The 23,998-nt window shown below is 56.5% G+C and carries 21 protein-coding genes; 4 read left to right on the forward strand and 17 right to left on the reverse strand.

Annotated features, from left to right (window positions below):
- Window positions 1–4 precede the first annotated feature (4 nt).
- Complete coding sequence (locus RB602_RS11180; protein ID WP_317080653.1) at window positions 5–835, forward strand: DUF2490 domain-containing protein; 831 nt, start codon at window positions 5–7, stop codon at window positions 833–835.
- 101 nt (window positions 836–936) lie between these two features.
- Complete coding sequence (locus RB602_RS11185; RefSeq protein ID WP_317080654.1) at window positions 937–2,487, forward strand: phytoene desaturase family protein; 1,551 nt, start codon at window positions 937–939, stop codon at window positions 2,485–2,487.
- Window positions 2,488–2,591: 104 nt separating this feature from the next.
- On the opposite strand, the gene purT is transcribed toward RB602_RS11185, so the two are convergent.
- Together purT and RB602_RS11195 are read right to left on the reverse strand one after the other, a co-directional pair.
- Entirely contained in the window at window positions 2,592–3,773 is a 1,182-nt protein-coding gene (gene purT, locus RB602_RS11190) for a formate-dependent phosphoribosylglycinamide formyltransferase (protein WP_317080655.1), read from the reverse strand.
- A 17-nt stretch (window positions 3,774–3,790) separates the two neighbouring features.
- A complete protein-coding gene (locus RB602_RS11195; protein WP_317080656.1) occupies window positions 3,791–4,798 on the reverse strand; it encodes a zinc-dependent alcohol dehydrogenase family protein in 1,008 nt (335 codons plus the stop codon).
- A gap of 136 nt (window positions 4,799–4,934) precedes the next feature.
- On the opposite strand from RB602_RS11195, the gene RB602_RS11200 reads away from it, so the two are divergent.
- Window positions 4,935–5,519, forward strand: a complete 585-nt coding sequence (locus RB602_RS11200) for a chloramphenicol phosphotransferase CPT family protein (RefSeq protein ID WP_317080657.1) — start codon at window positions 4,935–4,937, stop codon at window positions 5,517–5,519.
- A gap of 21 nt (window positions 5,520–5,540) precedes the next feature.
- Here the strand turns inward: RB602_RS11200 and RB602_RS11205 are convergent, their stop codons facing one another.
- The 15 genes from RB602_RS11205 to RB602_RS11275 all read right to left on the reverse strand — a co-directional run bounded on the left by RB602_RS11205 (window position 5,541) and on the right by RB602_RS11275 (window position 21,147).
- Window positions 5,541–6,311: a formyl transferase gene (locus RB602_RS11205; protein ID WP_317080659.1), complete on the reverse strand. Its 771-nt coding sequence runs from the start codon at window positions 6,309–6,311 to the stop codon at window positions 5,541–5,543.
- Window positions 6,304–7,578: a prenyltransferase/squalene oxidase repeat-containing protein gene (locus RB602_RS11210; RefSeq protein ID WP_317080660.1), complete on the reverse strand. Its 1,275-nt coding sequence runs from the start codon at window positions 7,576–7,578 to the stop codon at window positions 6,304–6,306. The genes RB602_RS11205 and RB602_RS11210 overlap by 8 nt, the downstream gene beginning before the upstream one ends.
- A 65-nt stretch (window positions 7,579–7,643) precedes the next feature.
- Window positions 7,644–8,348, reverse strand: coding sequence for an endonuclease III domain-containing protein (locus RB602_RS11215; RefSeq protein WP_317080662.1), 705 nt, complete (start codon window positions 8,346–8,348; stop codon window positions 7,644–7,646).
- The gene (locus tag RB602_RS11220) at window positions 8,349–8,717 is read right to left on the reverse strand and encodes a type II toxin-antitoxin system VapC family toxin (protein WP_317080664.1); all 369 of its coding nucleotides are present in this window, start codon (window positions 8,715–8,717) and stop codon (window positions 8,349–8,351) included.
- Between the two features lie 5 nt (window positions 8,718–8,722).
- Window positions 8,723–9,013 (reverse strand): type II toxin-antitoxin system Phd/YefM family antitoxin, encoded by a 291-nt coding sequence (locus tag RB602_RS11225; RefSeq protein ID WP_317080665.1) that lies wholly within the window; start codon window positions 9,011–9,013, stop codon window positions 8,723–8,725.
- Window positions 9,014–9,055: 42 nt separating this feature from the next.
- Window positions 9,056–9,802, reverse strand: coding sequence for a class I SAM-dependent methyltransferase (locus tag RB602_RS11230; RefSeq protein WP_317080667.1), 747 nt, complete (start codon window positions 9,800–9,802; stop codon window positions 9,056–9,058).
- Window positions 9,803–9,806: 4 nt separating this feature from the next.
- Complete coding sequence (locus tag RB602_RS11235) at window positions 9,807–10,220, reverse strand: GNAT family acetyltransferase (RefSeq protein ID WP_317080668.1); 414 nt, start codon at window positions 10,218–10,220, stop codon at window positions 9,807–9,809.
- Complete coding sequence (gene guaA, locus RB602_RS11240) at window positions 10,211–11,770, reverse strand: glutamine-hydrolyzing GMP synthase (protein ID WP_317080669.1); 1,560 nt, start codon at window positions 11,768–11,770, stop codon at window positions 10,211–10,213. The genes RB602_RS11235 and guaA overlap by 10 nt, the downstream gene beginning before the upstream one ends.
- Window positions 11,771–11,958: 188 nt before the next feature.
- Window positions 11,959–13,611, reverse strand: a complete 1,653-nt coding sequence (locus tag RB602_RS11245) for a tetratricopeptide repeat protein (protein ID WP_317080670.1) — start codon at window positions 13,609–13,611, stop codon at window positions 11,959–11,961.
- 153 nt (window positions 13,612–13,764) lie between these two features.
- Window positions 13,765–14,463: an SP85-like N-terminal domain-containing protein gene (locus RB602_RS11250; RefSeq protein WP_317080671.1), complete on the reverse strand. Its 699-nt coding sequence runs from the start codon at window positions 14,461–14,463 to the stop codon at window positions 13,765–13,767.
- Window positions 14,464–14,701: 238 nt separating this feature from the next.
- A complete protein-coding gene (locus RB602_RS11255; protein ID WP_317080672.1) occupies window positions 14,702–17,782 on the reverse strand; it encodes a DUF2135 domain-containing protein in 3,081 nt (1,026 codons plus the stop codon).
- 52 nt (window positions 17,783–17,834) lie between these two features.
- Entirely contained in the window at window positions 17,835–19,397 is a 1,563-nt protein-coding gene (locus RB602_RS11260) for a class I adenylate-forming enzyme family protein (protein ID WP_317080673.1), read from the reverse strand.
- Window positions 19,398–19,450: 53 nt separating this feature from the next.
- On the reverse strand, window positions 19,451–19,849 hold the full coding sequence (locus RB602_RS11265; RefSeq protein ID WP_317080674.1) for a GxxExxY protein: 399 nt from the start codon (window positions 19,847–19,849) through the stop codon (window positions 19,451–19,453).
- A gap of 60 nt (window positions 19,850–19,909) precedes the next feature.
- Window positions 19,910–20,308, reverse strand: a complete 399-nt coding sequence (locus RB602_RS11270; RefSeq protein ID WP_317080675.1) for a PaaI family thioesterase — start codon at window positions 20,306–20,308, stop codon at window positions 19,910–19,912.
- A gap of 146 nt (window positions 20,309–20,454) precedes the next feature.
- Window positions 20,455–21,147, reverse strand: coding sequence for a hypothetical protein (locus tag RB602_RS11275; RefSeq protein WP_317080676.1), 693 nt, complete (start codon window positions 21,145–21,147; stop codon window positions 20,455–20,457).
- A gap of 239 nt (window positions 21,148–21,386) precedes the next feature.
- Between RB602_RS11275 and gyrB the strand changes: the two genes are divergently transcribed.
- A complete protein-coding gene (gyrB, locus tag RB602_RS11280; protein WP_317080677.1) occupies window positions 21,387–23,924 on the forward strand; it encodes a DNA topoisomerase (ATP-hydrolyzing) subunit B in 2,538 nt (845 codons plus the stop codon).
- The last annotated feature ends 74 nt before the right edge of the window (window positions 23,925–23,998 follow it).

Genomic DNA, 23,998 nt, shown 5'->3' on the forward strand with positions numbered 1-23,998 from the left:
ATCCATGCTGACAGGACATTTTTTCGGGATGCCGCCAAAACCAGAGACTATGCGGCTACGGCTGGGTGTGTTCACACTGGACTTTTTGCGTGGCCTGTGCACCAAAGGCAGCATGATCCGAACCTGTATATCGCTGATGCTGTTGGCCACCGCCGCGTTCAATCATCACGCCGCCGTCGCCCAAGACCAGCCCGCGCCTGAACCTCCGCGCGCCATACAGGACAGCGACCGCCAGGGTTGGACTGCCATCAGCGTCGCTGGCCCTGTCGAGAAGGACTCCAAATTGCTGTTGTGGTTCGATGGTCATGCCCGTTTTCGCGATGATGCCAGCGATCTCGGCGTCACTATCTTCCGGCCCGGCCTGGGCTGGCGCGTCGCCGATGGGCTTGATCTATGGATGGGCTATGCCGATGTCATTGCCCGGCCCGAGTTAGGCGATGACATTGAGGAACAACGGTTTTGGCAGCAAGCTACTTATCGCATCACAGAGATTGCCGGTGGACAGGTTGGCGGCAGAACGCGGCTGGAACAGCGTTTTCGCGGCGGCGATAGCGAGACCGGTTGGCGCTTTCGGCAACAAATACGCTGGGCCAAGCCGATTGGTAATGGCGATGTTTCCCTGATTGTCTGGGATGAATTGTTCTTCAATCTCAACGATGCAACCGGGGTACATCAAGGCGGATTTGATCAGAACCGCCTATTTGTCGGTGGGGCGTTCAGGCTGTCCGATAGTGCCCGGATCGAGGCGGGGTATCTCAACAACATCCTCAATCCGCCCGGACCCGATAATCAGGTGAATCACAATGTCTCGATAGGCCTGTTTTTCGCGCTTTAGCCGCGGCATCCAGGACAATGATCCATATCAATGATGGGCTTAATCAAGACGTCATATGACGCGCTTATGAATTCGATCTTCTGATTCACCGGAGACCATGCATGAGCGAACGCAAGAATTGGGATGCCATAACCATCGGATCGGGTTTGGGCTCGCTGTCGGCCGCGGCCGCTCTCGCCAATCAAGGCAAACAGGTGCTGGTGCTCGAGCGGCTCGCCAATTTTGGCGGCGCGGCAACGGTTTATCGCCATGGCAATCTCACCATGGAAGCCTCGCTGCATGAAACCGATGGCGATACTGTGTTCAATCCCGATGGAGTGTTTCAGCGACTCGGCCTCAGCGACACGGTCGACCCGATCGAGACCGATATCTTTTACGAAGTGCGCGGCGGTCCTTTGGCAGAACCAATCCGCGTGCCGCACGGGCTGACCAAGGCGGCGCTGGCCTTGCAAACCGCCCTGCCCGACGATGCTCCTGCCCTTGAAAGCTATTTCGACGAACTGCGTCAGCTCTATCTCGGCACCAGCGAACTCGAAGCCATGGGATCGCGCGGGCCTTCGGTGCTGCTCAGCCTGCTCTTTTCGGGTCAGCTCTTTGCCATGATCGGCAATGTCCGCCGCACTATCTCCGACCGGTTCGACGCGATGTTTCACTCCAGCGAAGCACCCAAATTCGCGCTAGGGGCGGTGCTGCCCTATTTTGACAATGATCCGGAGGTGATGAGCTATTTCGCCTATGCCGCCATCTATGCCCGCTATGTTGAAACCGGCTCCTACAGCTTTCGCGGCGGATCGCAGGCACTGACCCGTGCATTGATGAAGAGAATCCGCGCTGCCGAGGGAGAGGCACGGCACAATGTGACGGTCAAAAACATCTTGCTTGATTCGGACGGCGCGGCTTGCGGCGTTGCCTATGAAAACAGCAATGGCGATATGTTTGAAGTGCATGCGCCAATCATTTTCGGCGGTACGGCCCCTCAGACGCTTGCCGCTATGCTGCCAGAAGAGCAGAGCGCGGATTTTGCCGAACGTTATGCGAAGAACGAGCCTTCCATATCGCTGTTCAGCCTGTCGCTGGGCCTTAACCGACCGGCTGAGGATTTTGGCGTGTCAGCATACTCCACCTTTATCTATCCCGAGCGCATGACCCGCTATTGCGACTATGCAGAGGCCGCAAAGGCCTTTGCCGGAGACCCGGAAGCAGTCCCGCCCTATATTGTCGCCGATTATGGCCGGTTGAATACCGGTCTGGCCAAGCCGGGTGACCTGCATCATGTCACGCTTGCCGGAGTCGACAAGCTGGAATGGTGGGCCGATCTGGATGAAGCGAGCGAAATGGCGCGGCGCAAAAACTGGATCGATTTTCTGATTACCGACCTGAATCGCCATTATCCGGGCATTGCCGATGCCATTGCGCATTCGGAAATCGCCACCGCGCGCACCATGCACAACCGCCTGGGCACCCCGGGAGGCGAAGTCTATGGCTTCCGCCCCACCGTATCGCGCCTGTTTGGCAGTCGCCCGAACGCACAAACCGCGATTAAGGGTTTATGGCTCAGTTCGGCCTATACCGTTTCCGGAGGCTATTCGGGCGCGATGCATGGCGGACTGATGGCCGCCGATGCGGCGCTAAGGGCGGAACGCAAGGACTAAAGACACTTTTCCCGTTCGCCTCGAGCGAAGTCGAGAGGCCTTTGCTTGGGGCTTGTGTCTCGACTACGCTCGACACGAACGGATACATTAACTCTCTAATAGCGTCAGGAATAAACGATAGAAATACTGTCAGCAGCTTTGACCGCGATACGTCGCGCCTCTGCCACATCCGCCTCATCAACCCGCACCAGAGCCACGCCCATGCGGCGATAATGCCGCGTAACCGGCTTGCCGAACAGGCGGATATCCACATGCGCAGCAGTATCTTCGGCAACGCGCAGTGCCTGATCCAACCCGGTAAAGTGAAAGGCCTCGGAATCGCGATCCGCCAATATCACCGCACTGGCGGCAGCGCCTTTCACCTCTATCGGCGGGATCGGCAGGCCGAGAATAGCGCGTGCATGGAGATCAAACTCGCTCAAATCCTGTGAGACCAGAGTCACCATACCGGTATCATGCGGGCGCGGCGACAGTTCGGAGAAGATCACTGTGTCGCCTTTGACGAAAAACTCGACGCCGAACAGGCCATTGCCACCTAATTCGGTAACGATTTTCGCGGCCATAGCCTGTGCCTGCTCCAGCGCCACTGCCGACATCGCAGCCGGTTGCCAGCTTTCGCGATAATCACCACGCTCCTGTCGATGGCCAATGGGCGGGCAGAAATGCACGCCGTCCTTCGCCGCGATGGTGAGCAGCGTAATCTCATAATCAAAATCGATAAACTGCTCGGCAATTACCCGCACCCTGTCACCGCGCATACCGCTGGCGGCATAGTCCCAGGCGGCGTCAATCTCGGCGAGATCGCGCACCGTACTCTGCCCCTTGCCTGATGACGACATAACCGGCTTCACCACCAAAGGCGCGCCGATCTGCTCAGCCACCGCGCGCAGTTCCTCTTTGCTCTCGGCATAATCATAGCGCGATGTCACCAGCCCCAATTCGCGCGCCGCCAGATCGCGAATGGCATCACGGTTCATGGTCAGCTGCGCCGCACGCGCCGAGGGTACGACGGTAAAGCCGTCCGCTTCCACCTCGGCGAGTATCTCAGTTCGGATCGCCTCAATCTCCGGCACGATATAATCCGGCTGATGCTTTTCGATGGTCGCGCGCAACGCATCGCCATCGAGCATGGAAAAGACTTCCGCCTCATCCGCCACCTGCATCGCAGGGGCGGCTGCATAGCTGTCGCAGGCAATCACATAACAACCCAGCCGCTTGGCCGAGATCACGAATTCACGACCCAACTCGCCCGAACCGAGCAGCAGGATTTTCGCAATAAATGTCATATACCCGTCCTAGCCGATTAAATATCCACGATAATCTTGCCGAAATGCGCGCGCGATTCCTGATGCCGGAAGGCATCGGCCAGTTCCGCCAGCGGGAAATGCTTGTCGAGCACCGGCTTGATGCCATTGGCCTCAATCGCCTCGATCATATCGAGCTGATGCTGGCGCGAGCCTACGGTAAGCCCCTGCAAGCGGATATTCTTGGCCATTAACAGCCCGGTCTGCACCGGCCCGGCAAAGCCGGTGAGCACACCGATGAGGGCGATATGCCCGCCAATCCGGGCTGCCATCATTGACTGACCGAGTGTCCCGGGACCACCAATCTCGACGACGCAATCCACACCCCTGCCTTGGGTAAGCTCCATCGCCTTGGCGCCCCAGGCTTCGGTCTCGCGATAGTTGATCAGATGATCAGCGCCGAGCGAACCCAGCCGCTCCAGCTTGGCATCGGAGGAAGACGTCGCAATCACCTCAGCGCCCGCCATTTTGGCGAATTGAAGCGCAAACACCGAGACACCGCCACTGCCTTGCACCAGCACCGTGTCGCCCGGCTTGATGGCATTATCGACAAACAAAGCCCGCCACGCCGTCAATCCGGCACAGGTCAGCGTCGCCGCTTCGGCGGGGGTGTAACCTTTCGGAACATGGGTAAAGGATGTCGCCGGGGCGGTGACCATCTCGCAGGCATAGCCATCAATGCCATCACCCGGCACGCGCTGAAAGCCATTGGCAGGCGGGATGCCATCGAGCCAATCGGGGAAGAAGGTGGAAACCACCTGATCGCCAACGGCAAAGCCTGTAACGCCCTCACCCACCGCCGTCACTTCGCCCGCACCATCAGACATAGGGATACGCTTGTCCTGTGTCGGCAACATGCCTTTGACCACGGCATAATCATGGTAATTCAGGCTGCTGGCGCGGACTCTTACGCTAATTTCTCCGGGCCCCGGTGCGGCTGGTTTAGGCAGTTCGGCGAGCTTCAAATTGTCTAGTGATGCAGGCGCGTGGAGTTGTATGGCTTTCATTTATGGCGTCCTCTGTTTGTGTTTTTACAAACGATAGGAGATCGCCAAAGGACTGTCATCTGTAATAGGCAGGCTTTGGCATATTCGCTAAACTGCTCCATCTATCTTGGAGAATGAGGAAAGGAAGCATCTGCAAATGGCTATCATTTTCCTCAACGGATGCACCTCGGCTGGAAAGTCCAGCTTGGCCAAAGCATTGCAGGAACAGATAGACGAACCTTATCTTCTCTTGGGAATCGATGATGCATTCGCATCACTCCCTCAAAGATCACATAACAATCCGGAAGGTTTCTTCTTTGACCGTGATGACAGGGGCCTTGTTCGATTGAATTTCGGAGCTTTCGGGCTGGCAACCCTCAAAGCGCACCATCGCGCAGCAGCGGCAATTGCCCAAAGCGGCGTAAACCTGATTCTCGATGAGGTTATTCTAACGCCCGAGCTGCGCAAGGATTGGGGGCAAGTGCTCAAAGGCTTGGATGTTACGCTGGTCGGTGTGCATTGCGATCTGGCCGAGTTGGAACGCCGGGAAAAGGAGCGCGGTGACCGGGTCATTGGTCAGGCGCGTGGGCAATTTGATATTGTTCACAAAGATATGGTCTATGATATTGAGGTCAATACGAGCCAAATCTCACCTGAAGAAACGGCATCTTCTATCATCGATTTTTTGGCTCAAAATCCATCGAGATTAGCGCTGTCTCAAATGGCGAAGACCGAGGATTGAAAAGCGAAGGACTTGGATGTCCTATTTTGCCAGACGTTTTTCCAATACCCGTTTCAGATCCGCATGCATCGCGAAATATTGCCGGCCATCGGCTTCCTGCTGCGGATGGTGTGGCGGCAATTCTCCAGTCTCGGTGATGGTCTTCACCGTCTGGCCAAGAAAATCGAGCTGGGCCCGGTCCATCTTTGCCCGCAACGCGGTGATGGAATCGCAATCCGCAACATCCACATTGCGCGTGGCGATAATATCGCCGGTATCAATGCCCGGATCGAGCAGATGCACGGTGCAGCCCACCTGCTGCCCTTCCAGCACACTCCACTCGGCGACATTCATGCCGCGATAGCGTGGTAGCAGACCCATATGGGCATTCATTGTGCCCAGCTTTGGAATAGCGAGCAGCGGCGCGCGCAATATTCCGGCTCCGGCATGGATAAACAGGTCCGGCTCCAAAGCACGTAAGGCTTCAAGGCTTTCAGGCGATGTCAGATCAGCCACTTGCGTAGCGCTTATGCCTTCTTGTCCAGCATATTCGGCTGCCGGTAATATATCGGCATAAGGATCGGGCGCAGCGTTGTCCTGGCCGTCTGCCTTAGCCTGCGTTTTGGGAGCCAGCACCGGTATCCCCTGCTCCGCCAAGCGCCGCGCGATCCGGCGGCGCAGCTTTGGCGGGCGATAGGCCTCAAACACAAAGCCGGTGGGCGTTACGCCATGGCGTTGCAGGGCCATAGCTACGGTGCTGCCGCGTTTGGCGCGATCATGGCTGAGCAGGAATATCCGCATTGCCTCAGCCATTCTCCAGCGCGGTCAGCACCCGCTCTTTATGCATCAATGCATCGATAAAGAATTTCGCCGCCCAATTGGGCACGGCATGGAAAATATAGCCGCCCCAGACCGGGAAAGACCCGGCCACGCCGCCCCGCAGACCCGGATTGGGATTGTCCATCGGCTGCGCCTGTTTCACTAGATCAATTGCGCGGCAGGCGGCGTTGACGAAGCGTAGATCACCACGCTCGTCATAGAGTCGCAGCCAGATCAGCGCCATTTGTGCGTTGCCTGTGAGGCATTGCGCGCGCTCATCAATGCGCCAGCGGCTGTTTAACCGACCGGGCAGGAATTTGAGGATTTCCATCCGCTCCATAATCTTTGCCGCCGCCAGCTCTGCCGCATCAACCGCATCCTCACGCCCCAGCAGCAGGCCATTCAGCAACACGCCCCAGATGGTATAGGCAATGGTGTGGGTGACCGCAGTGCCATTGTCATGATCGGCGCCATAAAAGCCCGAGCGCGCGAAAAAGCCGGTATCCTTGTCTTGCAGCGCCAGCACCCAATCAAGATGCTTTTCCGCTGCTTTGCGTGCCGCTTTGTCATCAAACAGCACGCCATATTCGGCAAGCCAGCAGGAGAGATGCGCGGCATAGGCCGAGGGCTGGTTGAGATAGAAATGCTGGCGAAACGCACCGTCATCATCCTGCACCGAGACCAGCCAAGCCGCCGCACGTTCCGCAGCGCTTCGTGCATCTGCGTCTTTCTTTTCAGCAGCCCAGATATTCAGGCCGTTCAAAATCTGCGCGGTGTTGAAGGGCGATGGTTCGACAGTGTTCTCTGCCACCTCGCCGCCGGGAAAAGCCCCATTTTCCAATTGCAGCCCGAGCAGAAACTCCATTGCCCGCGCGGCACGCTCTCCCCATTCCGGTTCGCTCAACCGCTCAGCCAGCGCCAAACAGGTCGGAATCAGATAACCAGTGGTTTCAGGATAAGAGGATGTCCAGCCCTTATCCAGCTTATAGCGCCCGGAAAAACCGCCATCGCTCTGGCTGTCCTGCGCTGCCCTTAGCCAGTCCGCCGCCGCGCGCAGATGGTCCTCGTCACTATAACCCATCGCCGCATTGCGACCATGATCCGCCACCTGCGCCAGATAGAATTGCCGATGCCCCGGCTGCATCAATCGCGCATGCAGCATATTGCCAATGGCGCGCTTAGTATCACGCGCAAGACTACCCATAGTGCTCATCGGCTTTGCCCGGTCCCCTGCGCGATTAAAATCATGCTGCATTTTCATACGCTATCCCATGCACGAAGAGCGTAAAAAATGGCTAAACCATAAGAGAATATCGTAAAATTCGGTCAGCCCGCATTCTGCGCTGTCTTGCACAAAGGCCGCGCCGGGCAAGATGGGCAGGCCATATGGCTGGGGCGGCAGAATTGTTGGCCGACGCGCTTGACCAGCAGATGGTGCTCATCGACATCCGCCGGAGCCCAGTCCTGCGGCAATAGCGGCATCAACTGGTCATAGGCGCGGCGGGTATCGGCCTTGGGCGGCACCAGCCCCATGCGCTGGATCACACGGCGGTGATTGGTATCGATCACCAGCGCGCTGCGGTTAAAGGTGCTGGCGTTCATCACCCCGGCACTGATTTTGCGCGCGACACCGGGCAGCGTCTCGAGCCAGGCCATCGCTTCGTCGGTGGGCAGATTGTGGAGATGATCAAGCGTCACCCGCCCGCGTTCGGCGATAATCGCCTGCAGGCAAGCCTTGAGCCGCTCGGCCATTAGCGACGGATAGGTCGCGGTGGAAAGCATCTCGGTCAGTTCTTCATGGCGGACCTCCGCCACCGCCTCCCAAGAACCATATTTGGCGAGCATATTGTCGGCCGAAGCATTGGAATATTGCGTCTTGGTCCGCGCGCCGATGACGCCCTGTACCAGCGTCCATACCGGATCGCGGCGTTTGTCGGGCGGGCGGATTACCCTACCAAAATGCCCGATCAGCATGTCGTGCAATTGCTGTAGCTCAGCAGTGCGCGGATCAGGGCCGAGATCGAGTTGCACTCAGATAACCTGCACCGGATATTGCTTAATATGATGATCGGCAGTGATCACAGTCATGTCCTCAGTCAGCGCATGCCCAATCAGCATCCTATCAATAGGGTCACGATGGATCATCGGCATAGTATCGATAGCCTGCCAGCTATTTGCCGGCAGGTTTATGATCTCAAAGCCGAGAATTCTCTGCAAATCGGTAAGCGTTTCCTCAATCGGCAGGCGATCGCTGTTGTGCAAATGGGTATATTCATAAGCAATGACCGCGCTTACAAACAGCAGATTATCCGGATCTGTAACGGCGTCGATCTGTTGTTGGGTCAACCTTTTGTCACGTGCGACCAGCCACACCAGAATATGCGTATCAAGCAGCAGCAAAATGGTTAGCCAAATTTGCGCTTTATGCGCTCTTCATATTCCTCATCGGTCATAGAAGGCGGAATGTCGAATGCCTCATCAGGCAGATGCGCATATTTCTCGGCGAGAGACCCTATGGCTGAAGCGCGCTTTGCGGCAATCGCTTCACGCTCTATCGCACTGGCATCCGCATCAGCCACGATACGCGCCACCGGACGTCCTGCCTTGTTCAGCACAACCTCTTCCCCGCGCAGCGCAGCGGCGATGAGTTCTGAAAGCCGCGTTTTGGCTTCTCCGATGTTTACGTGGATCGTCATAATAGGGTCAATATAGCATGGCCAAGCTGCTTGACCAAGTCGCTACAGCTTGGCAGCGACATAGAACCCATAGCTGACATAGGATGCAAAACGCTCATACAGCGCAATCTCTTTTTCCTCTGCGGCGACAATCGACTGCGCTGCATCCGATTGATCATGCCGCGCCAGAAAATCGGCAAAGCGCGCCTGCATCGGGCGATAGTAATTGTCGAGCCAGCAATGCGGCGGCAACGGGAAATAGCCGATGGGTGTATAGCCATTGGCTTCAAGGATCGCCATTTTTGCTGATGCGGTGGCGACTTCAGGGTATTCTTCTGCCCAGTGCTGGTCCAGCTCGGCGGGACGCTCATCGGTGAGCCAGGTTAGCTCGGACACCGCCAATATGCCGCCGGGCTTGAGATACTGTCGCCAAGCGCGGACGCCATTTTCAAAACCGATATTGTAGATCGCGCCCTCGGACCAGATGGCATCAAGCGAGGTGTCCGCAAAAGGCAAAGCATCCATGGAAATGGCATGGGTCGTAATGCGCTCGGAAAGGTCCTGCTTTTGCGCCTCAGCTTCCAGCTTTTCGAGAAATGGCGGCAAGAAATCGACCGCCTCTATATGTGCATCAAGTTCCTGTGCCAGCACCAGCGTTGATGCGCCCGTGCCGCAACCGATGTCGGCGATATGCAGCCCCTGCTTCTCCTTCAAGCCAGATAAGCCAATGGCGCGCCGTGTCACATCATCACCGCCCGGCCCTTGGCGATAGCCTCCAATATGCAGGTCGATAAGCAAGTCCAGTTGCATAATTCTAGGGTTCTAGCCTCCGCCCAAAGGTCAACACCGGCTGCTGCTCATAGCCCAGCGATTTATAGAACGCACAGGCACTGCTATTTTCGCTGCGAACCATCAATTGGATTTTGGCCGCACCTTGTTCGCGCAGATATTCCTCTGCGGCAGACATGATCTGGCGTCCTAACCCGCCTTTCTGACGTGACGGCTCTACGGCCAGATAATAGACCCATCCCCGGTGCCCATCAAAACCAACCATCGCCGAAGCCACCATCTGCTCATTTCCTTCCAGGATAAGAACATCCGATGTCTTGCCCACAACAGCTTGTTTAAAGTCGCTTTCTGCATCGTTCCAAGGGCGGGTTAAAGCGCAAGACTCCCACAAGGCAACTACGGCCTCACAGTCTTCAAGCGACGCTTGCCTCACTCCCATTCAATAGTACCCGGCGGCTTGCTGGTATAATCATAGACCACCCGGTTAATCCCCTTCACCTCATTGACAATCCGTGTCGCCACGCGGGTCAGGAAGGCAGCGTCGAAGGGGTAGACATCGGCGGTCATGCCGTCGGTGCTGGTGACGGCGCGCAAGCCGCAGACGCTGTCATAGGTGCGGCCATCGCCCATGACGCCGACGGTTTTGACCGGGAGCAGCACGGCGAAAGCCTGCCAGATCGCGTCGTACAATCCGGCATTGCGGATTTCCTCGAGATAGATGGCATCAGCCTTGCGCAAAATCTCGCAGCGTTCGCGGGTGACTTCGCCAGGGATGCGGATGGCGAGGCCCGGTCCCGGGAAAGGATGGCGGCCGACAAACACATCGGGTAAGCCCAGCTCACGCCCGAGATCGCGTACCTCGTCCTTGAACAGTTCGCGCAGTGGCTCTACCAGTTCCATATTCATCCGCTCGGGCAGGCCACCGACATTGTGGTGGCTCTTGATGGTGACGCTCGGTCCGCCGGTGAAGGACACGCTCTCGATAACATCAGGGTAAAGCGTCCCCTGCGCCAGAAACGCCGCGCCGCCGATCTTCTTTGCTTCTTCTTCAAACACATCAATAAAGGTTTTGCCGATAAATTTGCGCTTCTTTTCCGGGTCGGTCTCGCCTTTCAGCCCGCCGAGGAACAGCGTCTCCGCCTCGACATGCACCAGCGGAATATTATAGCTGCCGCGAAAGAGGCTGACGACCTGATCCGCCTCGCCCATGCGCATCAGGCCATGATCGACAAAGACACAGGTCAGCTGGTCGCCAATCGCCTCATGGATCAGCACCGCAGCCACCGCGCTGTCGACGCCGCCGGACAGACCGCAGATAACCTTGCCATCGCCGACCTGCTCGCGAATTTCGGCGATCTTGGTCTTTTTGAACTCGGCCATGGTCCAGTCGCCCGAACAGCCACAGACATGACGGACGAAATTGGCGATCAGCTTGCCGCCATCGGGCGTGTGCACCACCTCGGGGTGGAACTGCATGCCATAATAGCGCTTCTGCTCATTGGCGATCACCGCATAGGGCGCTCCTTCTGAGGTGGCGACCACCGAAAAACCGGGGGCGAGCGCGGTCACCTTGTCGCCATGGCTCATCCACACCTGATGCTTTTCATTCGGCTTCCACAGACCAGAGAACAACGTGCAATCCTCGGCGACATCAAGGAAAGCGCGGCCAAATTCGCCGGTCTCGCCACCCTCGACGCTACCGCCCAGTTTCTTGGTCAGCGCCTGCTGGCCATAGCAGATGCCGAACAAAGGCACGCCGCTGTCCAGCACCGCATCAGGGATATCGGGCGCGCCTTCTTCGGTCACCGATGCCGGACCGCCGGAGAGGATAACGCCTTTGGGTTTCATCCGCTCAAACGCCGCTTCTGCGCTATTGAAAGGGGCAATTTCGCTGTAAACGCCGGCCTCTCGCACGCGCCGCGCGATGAGCTGCGTTACCTGACTGCCAAAATCGATGATAAGGATGGATTCGCCGGGAGATATGGTCATGGCGACAGCGATAGTTTCGCGCGCGGGCCGAGTCCAGTGGCCGCAACACCACACCGTGCAGAACCTACTTTACCCGTTCGCCTCGAGCGAAGTCGAGCGGCCCTAGCAAGTGGAGGGCTATGTCTCGACTACGCTCGACACGAACGGAATACTTCCTAAGCGATCCACGCATCGATAAGATGCTCAAATCAGAGCGAGGCGGCGACTTGCTCCAGCCGGTTGCGCTGTTCGGGGCGAACGAAAGGCAGAATGACCTCAATCTCGCGCTTGGCCGCGGCGTTCTGCTTATTGGCGATCAACGCCTGCGCCAGATGCCAGCGAATTTCCATATCAGCGGGCTTGGCCATGGAAGCGGAGCGCAGCAGCTCCAGTGCCTCCACCTTGTCACCACCGCTGTTGAGCATGACCCAGGCGAGCGTATCCTGAACCGCCGGATCATCGGGGGCGAGGTCCATCGCAGCCCGCGCATGGTTCAATGCGCGTTTGTTGTTGTTCGCCTGCAATGCTGCCTGCGCTGCATTGTTACGCACCAACGCATTATCGGCCATGCCCTTGCCAATCAGCGCTTCATAGATGGTCAACGCGTCATTGGGCCGGCCCTCTGCCAAAGCAGCTTGCGCCGCAATCAGTTGCTCGCCCAGATTGTCGAGCTTGGGCACCTCGGCCCGACGTTCCAGACGTGCGGACAGGTCATCATCGCCCGCCTTGCCTGCCAGTTTAGCGGCATAGCCGAGCAGTTGCGGGTCAACATCGGCGCGATCAATCACCTGCCGCACCGCCTGCAGCGCGCCTTTGGCATCGCCCTGCTTCTCGCGCGCTTCGGCAAGCAGAAACGCGCCCTTGGTATGATTGGGGAAGAGTTTGACAAAGCGCGACAGCCTTTGCTCCGCCTGATTGAAATTGCCCTGGCGGATGGCAATCTCGCCGCTGAGCAACACCGATGGCGGATGGTCATCCAACACATCGCCCGTTTCCTGCATCAGATTATAGGCGGTCTGCACATCATCCTGGGCGAACGCGATGCGCGCGCGCAGATAGACCGAAACCGGCTGCACATTGGCCATGGCATCGGCCCGGTCAAGATAGTCGAGAGCCGCATCATAATCCTGATTATCCGCCTGGATCGCGGCCATGCTGATCAGCGGAAAAACAGAGTCGGGATAGGCTTGCAATGCCGCGCTAAAAGACTCTTCTGCCGCCTCCAGATCATTCTCAAACAGTGCCAACTGGCCGCGGATCAACAGGGCCTCAAGATTGTCCGGCTCGGCCTTGAGAGCCTTGGCGATCTGGCTGCGCGCCTCGCTGACCCGGCCCTGCTCAATCGCCAGCGCCGCCGACAGCGCCAGCAACCCGGCATCATCGCCATGCAGGGTCAAGCCGTTAGAAAGCCGGGTAGATGCCGCAGTAAAATCGCCGCTTTCAAACAGCGCCCGCGCCATCAGCCGATGCCATTCTGCCTGACCCTCAGACGGTGCCGCCTCCAGCATATCCAGCGCCTCACGATATTTTCCCTGCAGGATATTCGCACGCGCGCGCAAGCGAACCAGCGCATCATCGGACAGGTCCCCACTGGCCTTGACCTTGGACAGGGCGTTTTCCGCACCCAATCCGTCGCCAAGTTCCAGCAAGGTGCGCGCGAACAACAGATTGGCCTCGGCTGATGTTGGTTCCGCCTTGATCGCATTCAACAAATGGATACGCGCATCGGCGAAATTGTTTTCGGCAAAGGCCTGCTTGCCAGCCTCGAGTGGATCCTGTTCCACAATCCCGCAACCGGCAAGGGCCAGCGGCAGAGCGAGCGTTGCGATCATTACGCGGTAGAGTGACAAATGCCGTGGCATTAGGCGTTTCTACATCATCAAAGACTAAAAAATACCGAAAAAAGCCGTTTCGCGCTGAATATTCACAGGTACCAATGCATCAGATGTGCAAAAGGCGCTGAAGCATGCCTCAGCGCCCTCGTTCTTTAGGAGATAAAGAACTGCAATCGCATATCAGTTCTGCCGATATTCCCGGCGGCGACGGCGCAGAGCTACGCCCAGACCGGCCAAACCCAGAGCCATCAGGCCAAGACCAGCGGGTGCAGGAACCGGTGTGCCAGGGCGCTCATGCAGGTTGAGATTGAAATCCCAATGCTTGCTCAGAGGATGACCATAAGGGTCGAGAATGTTGAGCCAAGCTGACGCGCCGAAATTCTTGTTCTTGTCATTGGCACCCGGGCCGATTTGCACGGCAGTGTTGCCGGCAAAGGGATCGTTGGGATTAAGCGTGAACACCCGGCCATCTATGGTGATGGTGCCCGACCCGGTGGTAAAGAAATCAATATCCGGCGTGTCGGTACCCGGATTATAGGGCCCGCCGCCTGCTTTATAGATGAAGTTGGTTCCGTCGATAGTCTCGAGAAAACCGCCAAAGCTCAGATCAATCTGCGCAACGGCGCCCTTATTATTGATCGCACTGCCGGTGAAGGTCGCGGTCTGGTTATGCTCATCGACGGTGAACAGCGAACCATCCTGCATCGAATAGTGACGGCTACAACCGGAATTGTAGTTGCCGGTCCAAAGACCATGCGAACAACTGCCCTTATTGTTGGCGTCTTTCGCATCGAACTCAATGACATTGGCCGAAGCCATTTGCGGCACAGCCAGCAGCGCCGCCACCGCCATCGCTCCTTTGATGATCGTCTTGATCATGGTTTTCTTCCTTTTGATCCTAAAATCGCGAACAGATATTTCATCCGTTCAGTCCCACCTTCTTGATATGACAAAGGTTAAGCAGGACTCGTGCCAGAAGGAGTCAAATGGCGAGATTCGGGGATTCAAAAGGTTAACGCTCGTTGTAATGACTGCAGGAGTGTAAAATTCCCCGACACGAGGAGGACTTGGAAGTGAGATTGCTATTGAGGCCATTCACGCTGTTTCTGGCCAAGCATCAGTCAACAGTTAGTTTGGCGATAACGGGTTCTTCACCATTACTTTCACGCTTTATCTCGAAATCGATTGACTCCTCACTCTGGTTAGCGCGGCCAAAATTGCGAAAGATCGAGGCAGTGAGAATGCTAGCGCCATTGGGGTTTAAACGATCAGGGCGAAAAGTATTGGCACGAATAACATAATCACCCTTACGTGCCTGCCTGAGCATATATTCCTCAGGACCATAGCCTCTAATCATATCTTTCGACATATGCCCGCCAATTGCTGTCAGCTTCTCAGCGTAGTACGCGCGTTGGCCGGTTGGCTCTTCGACCCAAAGGTCAATATCTGTATTGTCCGTAGTCCATTCGATGACAACACGCACATCGCTATCAATCAGATTGGTGAACTTATCTGGCAAAGGGTTCTTGGCACCAGCCAGTAACGCGACAGGCAGTGCTGCATTGGCCTCTACCAGCGCTATAAGGTCAATACCCTCATAAGCATCGGGCACCGGGGACATAGCGATGTCATTCAAGAGCGACAGTGCATTGTCATAGTCTTTGGCAGCTTCCTGCATCTGTTGTGATTTGCCGCGCGACAATAATGCCAGAGCAAGTTTTCGCCTCGGCTGCGGAATTTCCGGCTGGATCGCGGCGAGGTAGCTGAACAGTTCTATCGAACGATCAATTTGGCCGTAGCGTTGCAAGCGGTGAGCTACGATGGTGACTGTCTCGATATTGGCGGTCGGCAAATCCAATGCCGAGAGCAACACCTCTATTGCCTCATCTGGACGGTCCCTTTCATAAAGCCAATGGGCGACATCCAGATAGAATAAAGGAACGCTACCATATTCTTCATTCTGCCGGGCAAACACAGCATCGAAATCATCTGTTTCCGCAGCAAGCGCCTGAATATAAGGTTTATCGTCAGCTACCGAAGCCAAATCAATGTCCACAGACACCGAGGCAGGCTCTGCGCTTCTCGCTGCTTGGCCAGTAGCTATGTTCCCTCCGGCAATAACGATATTACTACTATCAGCTTCTGCGGCTTCCACGTTCGTGCTCGAAACCGATACAGCGACTGGGGCTTCTTGGACTTGTTCGCGGGAAATGGCAGCCCCAGTGACTGTAACTTCGTTGTCAATAGCATTCGCAGCTTCAGATGATGGTGGAGGTGGGGGCGGAGGTGCAGGTGGAGGCGGCGGAGCGGGGGGCAATTCACGTGCAAACTCCACTGATCGTTCAGCAGAACCTTCACCGTCATCCAAAGACTGGTCTACACTAACCTTACTAAAATCCTTATCTCTCCATTCCAGCAGATCGGCCCATCGCGACGTTAGACTATCAATGTGATACTTTTGGTCACTGCGTGCATTGCTGTCAGCTATTTTTCTTGCTTCAACAAAGTCACGCATCAGGTCTGCGGGGTAGGATTTAGGCGGCTCTATATCGCTACCAACGTAATCTGCGGGGTCTTCCAGAACCAGAAAGGATAGACTTGGGGCCTCAACAGAATAGGCCCTCGCCATGGCCAGATAGCTCTCGCGATCTGGATCATTCTCCCGCCGTTGTAGCTGACTAAAGGCCCATAAGGCACCTGCCCCGTCAAAAGCGCGCGATTGCGAAAGCAAAGACACATCCTCGACATAGGCGCGGCGCGCATTGCCCGCTCTTATCCGCGCGATATCCGCTTTTCGCTTTACAATTGCTGACCAATGCCCGGTTTTGGACTCTAGCGAAACAAACTGCTCCCGCTCACCGGATGCACTCGAGATTCTGGTCAAATTGGGGGCGTCAGACAAAATCCGCTCAGCTATGCTCTCAATCTGTGATGGATTCTGCAGTGTGAAGAAACCGCCACCATGTTGACTGGCCAAATTGGCCAGCACCGCTTTACTGGCCGATTGCGAACTGCTGATTACGTGCAGCCTACAATCAGGGTCGAAGGTTACGTCCCTGTCAATTGTAACCTGCCCATCACTAAACATCAGACACAGGCTTGCTTTTTCTTCGCTGTCCAGCGCTGCATAGCTGCTTGCCCCAATATATGCGATGTCCGACAACAAAGATGCTAGATGCTCACTATCACGGACAGCATATTCCCGCCGATGCTCGCTATTGAACAAAACCAAGTCGATTGACTGCGCTGCCAAGCTTTGAACGAGGCGCTGCAGCAACCGACTTTCTTCCTCAAGCCTGTCCTCGCCGCGGGAACGGCTGTTATCCCAATATATCTTGACGCTCTCAAGCGGCTGCTCGTCGCTGATTACATCGCGATACTCCCCGGTTATCTGGACAAACTCCTCACCATTTCTGTGCCGGGATACAAGGACGGGAGCAATCGAAAGTGGGGCCACCCATATCTCACCACTGATATGGGTCTTGGTCCCACTCGTTGTCAGCAGAAAAGTATCTTTGGCGCTTTCATCCCGGCTCACGAGACTCTCGCCAAAAATAGAAGCCTCGGGCACCTCTTCAATCCCGGAAATTCGTATCTTTGCCGCCCACTCGCTGACGCTATATTCAGTCTCAACCGGCATACGAAAACCGGATACTCCGCTGACTGGAAATGCAAAGCGCAGTCTTAGGGTTCTCGTGTCATCCGGATTTACGGGGTAGATAACGGTCTCAAAAAAACCTTCGCGTGATACGTTCGCCAATCCCGGATCAATGCGTCCTCGAACTTGACGCTCGTAAGCAGACTTGGCTTTGCTCTTTTCCAACAACACTCCATCAACAAGTGTCCCACGCTTGGCAAACTCGTCCGAAGCCAAATCGATGGCGTAACCAGTGACCACCGCACCATCGGGCAACTGCAATCCAAATTTTGCTTCCAGCCCGTCATCGCTATCGTTGCGGATAATCGCGGTAATCTCACCCTCGCCAATGCTGCCATAGATGGTGAAATCAAAGTCCAGCCGCTCAAATCGCAGTGCATCGCTGCTTGTTGCCGCGCTTTGAATACCGTCAATCTCTGCTGTAAGAGACGGATTCGCCATGCGGGTGTCACCTGTCGATTCCGCGCGGGCATGCGACATGGTGCAGAGGTTAAGCAACACGAAAATGGTCAAGAAACCTGTAAGTGCTTTGTGCATCATCACTCCCCCTTAAGCGTAAGCTCTTATCTAAAAGGACATGAAGATGCGATGACTAGCCAGCCTTTAGCCGCGCTCGCAATTCCGTCTTAAGAATTTTGCCAATATGACTACGCGGCAGCTCATCAATCACATGCAACGCCGAAAGCCGCTGGGTCTTGCCCAGCTCGGCGTTAGTCGCAGCCAGTAACGCATCCGGATCAAGCGCCTCACCCGCCGCGGCAACAACAAAGCCCACTGGCGTCTCGCCCCAGCGCTCTGACGAGACGCCGACAACGGCAGCATCGGCGACCCCCGGCTGCGCCACCAGCGCTTCTTCAAGATCGCGCGGATAGATGTTGAAACCACCGGAGATGATCATGTCCTTGGACCGGCCCATCAACGTTATAAATCCATCCTCATCGACCCGGCCAATATCGCCCATGCGCTGCCATCGGTTGCCGTCTGCATCATACCAGCTGGCTTCCTCGGTCTTTTTCGGCTGGTTCTGATAGCCGCTCATCATTGTCGAGGAACGCCCGACCAGCTCACCCATTTCGCCAGGCGGTAACTGGTTGCCCTCCTCATCAATGGTTATGACTTCGCTGCCGCCCCAAGCGACACCCACTGAATGCAGCTTGTCGGGATGCTCATGCGCCATCAGCAGGCAGACAACCCCGCCCTCGGTCATTGAATAAATCTCAACCAGCCCGCCGGGCCAGCGGCGCAACACCTCGGCCTTGAGCTCGGCAGAAAATGGCGCGCTGGTGCAATATTTGAGCTGGAATGAGGATAGATCGAAATCGTCAAATTGGGGGTAATCCATCAACCGCTGATATTGCACCGGTACCAGCATGGTGTGCGTAACACGATGCTGCGCGGCCAGCTCCAAATAGCGGGCGACATCAAATTTGCGCATCAGCAGCACCGTGCCGCCATAGCAGATAGTCGGGTTGAACAGGCCCAGCGTGGTGTTGGAATAGAGCGGCGTAGAGAGTAACGTCACTTGGCCCTCTGCGCCATAGCCCGAGCGCTCGCCCACCGCCGATTGCCGCCAGCGCATCAGCCGCGAATGGACGATACCCTTGGGCGTTCCGGTGGTGCCGCTGGAATAGATGATATTGTAGGGATCATCCGGCCCGACATCTGGGGTGGCTGGCTGCGCGCCTTCTGCCGCCATCCAGTCCATCAGCGCCGGGCAATCATCCATAGCAGCGTCGAGCATAATATGTTTAAGGTCAGGGAGTTCGACACCGCTTTCGAGTAATTCGGTGCGCTTGGCAGAATCGATAAACAACATGTCCGCGCCGCTGTCCGCCATCATCGCAGCAAGCTGTTTCGGGGTCGCCGAAGTCGTCAGCGGTGCCGCACAGCCGCCCCCGATAATCGTCGCAATATAGACCAGCGCATAGCGCACCGTTGTCGTGCCAAGGATCGAAACCGCCTGCCCTTTGCGCAAACCCTGCGCCTGCAACTGCGCCGCAAGGCGATGGATTAGAGGAACGGCCTCACCCCAGGTCAGCCGTTCTTCATCATCATCAAAGGCCAGCCTATCCGGTCGCTGTTCGCCATGCATCGCGATCAGGTCATGCAGATGCCCGAAAGGCTGATCGAGATAGGGCACAAGGGTATCAGGCATCGCTGCTCTCCTTTATAATATTTCACGCAAAGAGCGCTAAGATTTTTAAGAGGTCATTTCCTGGCTTCACGGTAATTATTGGCTACTCGCTTCAGTCCTTCTTTTAAGGTCATACCCCCGAAATTGATGAGCAAGCCGAGCGGCAATTTCATTAATCGTAAATAGGTTAGGGTCTGTTTTGTGTGAATTGGAGCAAGCTTGGAAACGGATTTCACTTCAATAATAAGCTGGTCTTCGACCAGTAAATCAACGCGAAATGCGTCGGCATAATCCAGACCATCAATGCTTGCTCCGACCGGCAACTGCCGGTCAATCTTCAAACCCTGTTGCCGCAAGCGATTGGCCAACACACCTTCATAGACTGATTCAAGTAAACCGGGACCCAAATCAACATGAACCCCCATTGCTGCATCAATTACAAGGCCAGCAAGTTCTTCCAACCGGTCAGACACAGCCCGCCCTCTTAAAAATCTTAGCGCTCTTTGCGTGAAATAATCTGAATATGCGCAAGCTTAAAGATAAATCTGGCTCTGCGTCACTACCGCAACCAGTTCGCCATCTTCGCGGGTGATTTTGGTCTGCCATACCGATAGACGCTTGCCCACTTTCAGCGGCACCGCCTCGCCTGTCAGCACCGAGCCAATGGGCGCATGGCTGAGGAAATTGGTCTTGCTTTCCGAGGTCGTAGATGCCTCGCATCCCTCAGGCAGGTTCTGAAAAGCCCCAAAAGCCCCCAGCGCATCGGCAAAGGTCATCAACGCGCCGCCATGGATACTCGCAGCAGGCCCACTGGCGATATTGCATATCTCCGAACGCACGGTCAGCGTGCCGACAACGCGGTCTTTTTCCAATGTCTGGATTTCTATGCCCGTCAGCTTGGCAAACGGGACGATATCGGCGGGATTGGCCATGGCATCTGCTCCTTGTGTTTTCTGTTCAAGGAGCAAATTACCATGGCCATCTATCACCGCCAAAGGCGCTACGGCCAGCCCTAGCGCCGGAGCCGCGTCACGCGAGACTCACATGGTGCGGCCTGGAACATGGCCGCAGATTTGGCCTATTCCTGATAAGCAGGCTGGGCCGCCTCACGATTGGCCTGACCGTCAAGAAAACGCTTGCGGATAAAGCCATACACAACGCTGGCAATCGCAAGGATCAGGCTCAACATCAGGATAAACCCGGGATTACCGTCCTTTTGCAGCGCAACTTCACGACCGTCCTTAAAGACGTTGATCGTAACAAAGTTTTCGGCAAACTGGGTGTTGGGAAGCGCTTCTTCAGCACCGCTGTTTCCTCCACCTTCAAGCTGGCCGTTAAGCTCAAGCACCGGACCGGCAGGGCCTTCGGCGACCATCAGGCTTTCCAGTTGCTGGTCAAGAATCTTGCCGCGCACTTCCATTACCGCCGGAGCAGGTGCAGAAAAATCTTTCGCATCAGCCGGATAAAGCGGCATGTACAGCTTGGTAATGGTGCGGCTGCCACCGCGACGCCGACGGATGGTTTCTGTGGTTTCAATGATCTTGCTGGCATCGCCCTGCGCGCGGACAACAACCTCGTCATAGTCATTATCGGTCTCACCGCTGGCAACCGCATCCAGACCAACAGCCGCCGGTGCTTCATGCGAACGTGCTGCGGCACGTTCTGCATTGTCGGCATAGCTGCTATAACCGAGCCAGGCGGCAATAGCCAAAATCACCGGCGCGGCGATGAAATAGGCAATTGGCGGCAAACGAAACAATCTGTTCAACATCTTTACTTCCCCTTCACGGATATCCCGAATATCGCGCGCGCTATATTTGCGGAAAGTTGTCGGGGACAGGCTAAATCCCAAGAAAAACGTAAAGAATTATATCTCCGAAATGCTGTTGTTTTCGGAGATAATTGCTCTGCTCGCCAACGTGGAAAGGCAGCCGGAAAAACGTCTGCAAAAATGTGGAAAAAAACCGCTTTTGATTGGGTTATCGGCGCGGGAATGCCTATATATTGTCTATGACAGATACAGCAGAAAATACCCCTTCCGGGTCGCCGGAAAATGGCGGGCCGGATTCCGCCGAAAACCCCAATCAGAATGAATATGGCGCGGACTCGATCAAGGTTCTGAAAGGCCTTGATGCGGTGCGCAAGCGCCCGGGCATGTATATCGGCGATACCGATGATGGATCGGGCCTGCACCATATGGTGTTTGAGGTGTCGGACAATGCGATTGACGAGGCGCTGGCCGGGCATTGCGACTATGTGCTGATCACGCTCAATCCCGATGGTTCGGTCTCGGTGTCGGACAATGGCCGCGGCATCCCGGTGGATATGCACAAGGAAGAAGGCGTTTCCGCCGCCGAGGTTATCATGACGCAGCTCCATGCCGGCGGCAAGTTCGAGAACACATCAGACGACAATGCCTATAAGGTCTCCGGCGGCCTGCATGGCGTCGGCGTTTCGGTGGTCAATGCGCTCTCCGAATGGCTCGACCTCAACATCTATCGCGATGGCAAAGAGCATTATATGCGTTTCCGCCATGGCGAGGCCGAGGCACCGCTGAAAGTCATCGGCGGTGCGCCGACCAAGCAGGATGGCAGCCCGGAAACCGGCACCAAGGTCACCTTCCTGCCCTCTCCCGATACCTTCAAGATCACCGAGTTCGATTTTGAGAAGCTGGAACATCGCTATCGCGAGCTGGCGTTCCTTAATTCGGGCGTGCGTATCATATTGCGCGATGAGCGGCATGAGGAACATCTCGAACATGACCTGTTTTACGAAGGCGGGATCGCCGCCTTTGTCAGTTGGCTTGACCGCAACAAGACGGCGCTGGTTCCCGACCCGATCGCCATTTCCGGCACCCGAGACGACATCACCATCGATGTCGCGCTGGAGTGGAATGATTCCTACTACGAAAACGTCCTGTGCTTCACCAACAACATCCCGCAGCGCGATGGCGGTACGCATCTCGCGGCTTTCCGCGCGGCGCTGACCCGCACGATCAACAATTATGCCGAGCGTTCGGGGCTGATGAAGAAGGAAAAGGTCAAGCTCACCGGCGATGATATGCGCGAGGGCCTGACCGCTATCGTCTCGGTCAAGCTGCCCGATCCCAAATTCTCTTCACAGACAAAGGACAAGCTGGTCAGCTCCGAGGTGCGTCAGCCGCTGGAAAGCCTGATGGCGGACAAGATGGATGAGTGGCTGGAGGAAAATCCGCAAAGCGCCAGCATGATCATCCGCAAGATTGTCGAGGCCGCCGCCGCGCGCGAAGCCGCGAAAAAGGCGCGCGAACTCACCCGGCGCAAGGGTGCGATGGATATCGCCTCACTGCCGGGCAAGCTCTCTGATTGCCGCGAACGTGATCCGGCAAAGTCCGAACTGTTCCTGGTAGAGGGTGACTCCGCCGGCGGCTCGGCCAAACAGGGCCGCAACAGCCAGTATCAGGCGATCCTGCCATTGAAGGGCAAGATCCTCAATGTCGAGCGCGCGCGTTTTGACCGGATCATCTCGTCCAAGGAAGTCGGCACGCTGATCCAGGCGATGGGCACCGGCATCCGCGATGATTTCGATATTGAGAAGCTGCGCTATCACAAGATCGTAATCATGACCGACGCCGATGTTGACGGCGCGCATATCCGCACGCTGTTGCTCACCTTCTTCCACCGGCAAATGGGCGAGATCATCCGCCGCGGTCATCTCTATATCGCCCAGCCGCCGCTCTATAAGGTCGCCAAGGGCAAGAGCGAGGTCTATCTCAAGGACGATGCCGCGCTTGATGCCTATCTGATCGAGGCCGGGTTACAGGACCGGGTGCTTAACACCGCAGGCGGCGGCCAGATTGGCGCCAATGACCTCAAAGATCTGGTCGAACATGCCCGGCGGATGAAGGCGTTGATGGCCTATGCCCCGCGCCGTTATGACCCGGCGATTGTCGAGGCAATGGCGCTCACCGGCGCGCTCGCCCCCGATAGCGACACCGCCGCGCGCGAAGCCGCAGCCAGCGACACCGCCGCATGGCTCGACGCTGCCGATGAAGAAGCCCGCTGGTCAGGCCGCGTGTCCGAGGAAGGCGGTTATCATTTCGAACGGCTATGGCGCGGCGTCACCGATCATCACATTATCGACGCCAAATTCTTGGGCAGCGCCGAAGCCCGCCGCCTGCACAAACTCGCCATGGAACGCGCCGAGCAATATAAGGACGGCAGCACCCTGGTGAAAACCGGCGCGGCGGAAACGGACGTCTCTGCTTCTGGCCAGAACGCCGCCGCCAAAGGCACCGCGATCCGTCGTCCCAGCGCCCTGCTCGACGCGGTGCTAGAAGCAGGCCGCAAGGGCCTTTCAGTCCAGCGCTATAAAGGCCTTGGTGAAATGAACGCCGAACAGCTCTGGGAAACCACGCTCGACCCGGACAACCGCTCGCTGCTGCAAGTGCAGGTCGAAGATGCCGACGTCACCGACGAAATCTTCACCCGCCTGATGGGCGATATCGTCGAACCACGGCGTGAGTTTATCCAGGACAATGCGCTAAATGTGGCGAATTTGGATGTGTGACGCGCCACGGAATGCGCCGCGTTCCGAAGCGTCAACCCCGGCGAAGGCCGGGGTTTGTTTTCACAAGAGTTGGT

It is taken from the genome of Parasphingorhabdus sp. SCSIO 66989, assembly GCF_032852305.1.
In the GTDB taxonomy this organism is placed as follows: Bacteria; Pseudomonadota; Alphaproteobacteria; order Sphingomonadales; family Sphingomonadaceae; genus Alterisphingorhabdus; species Alterisphingorhabdus coralli.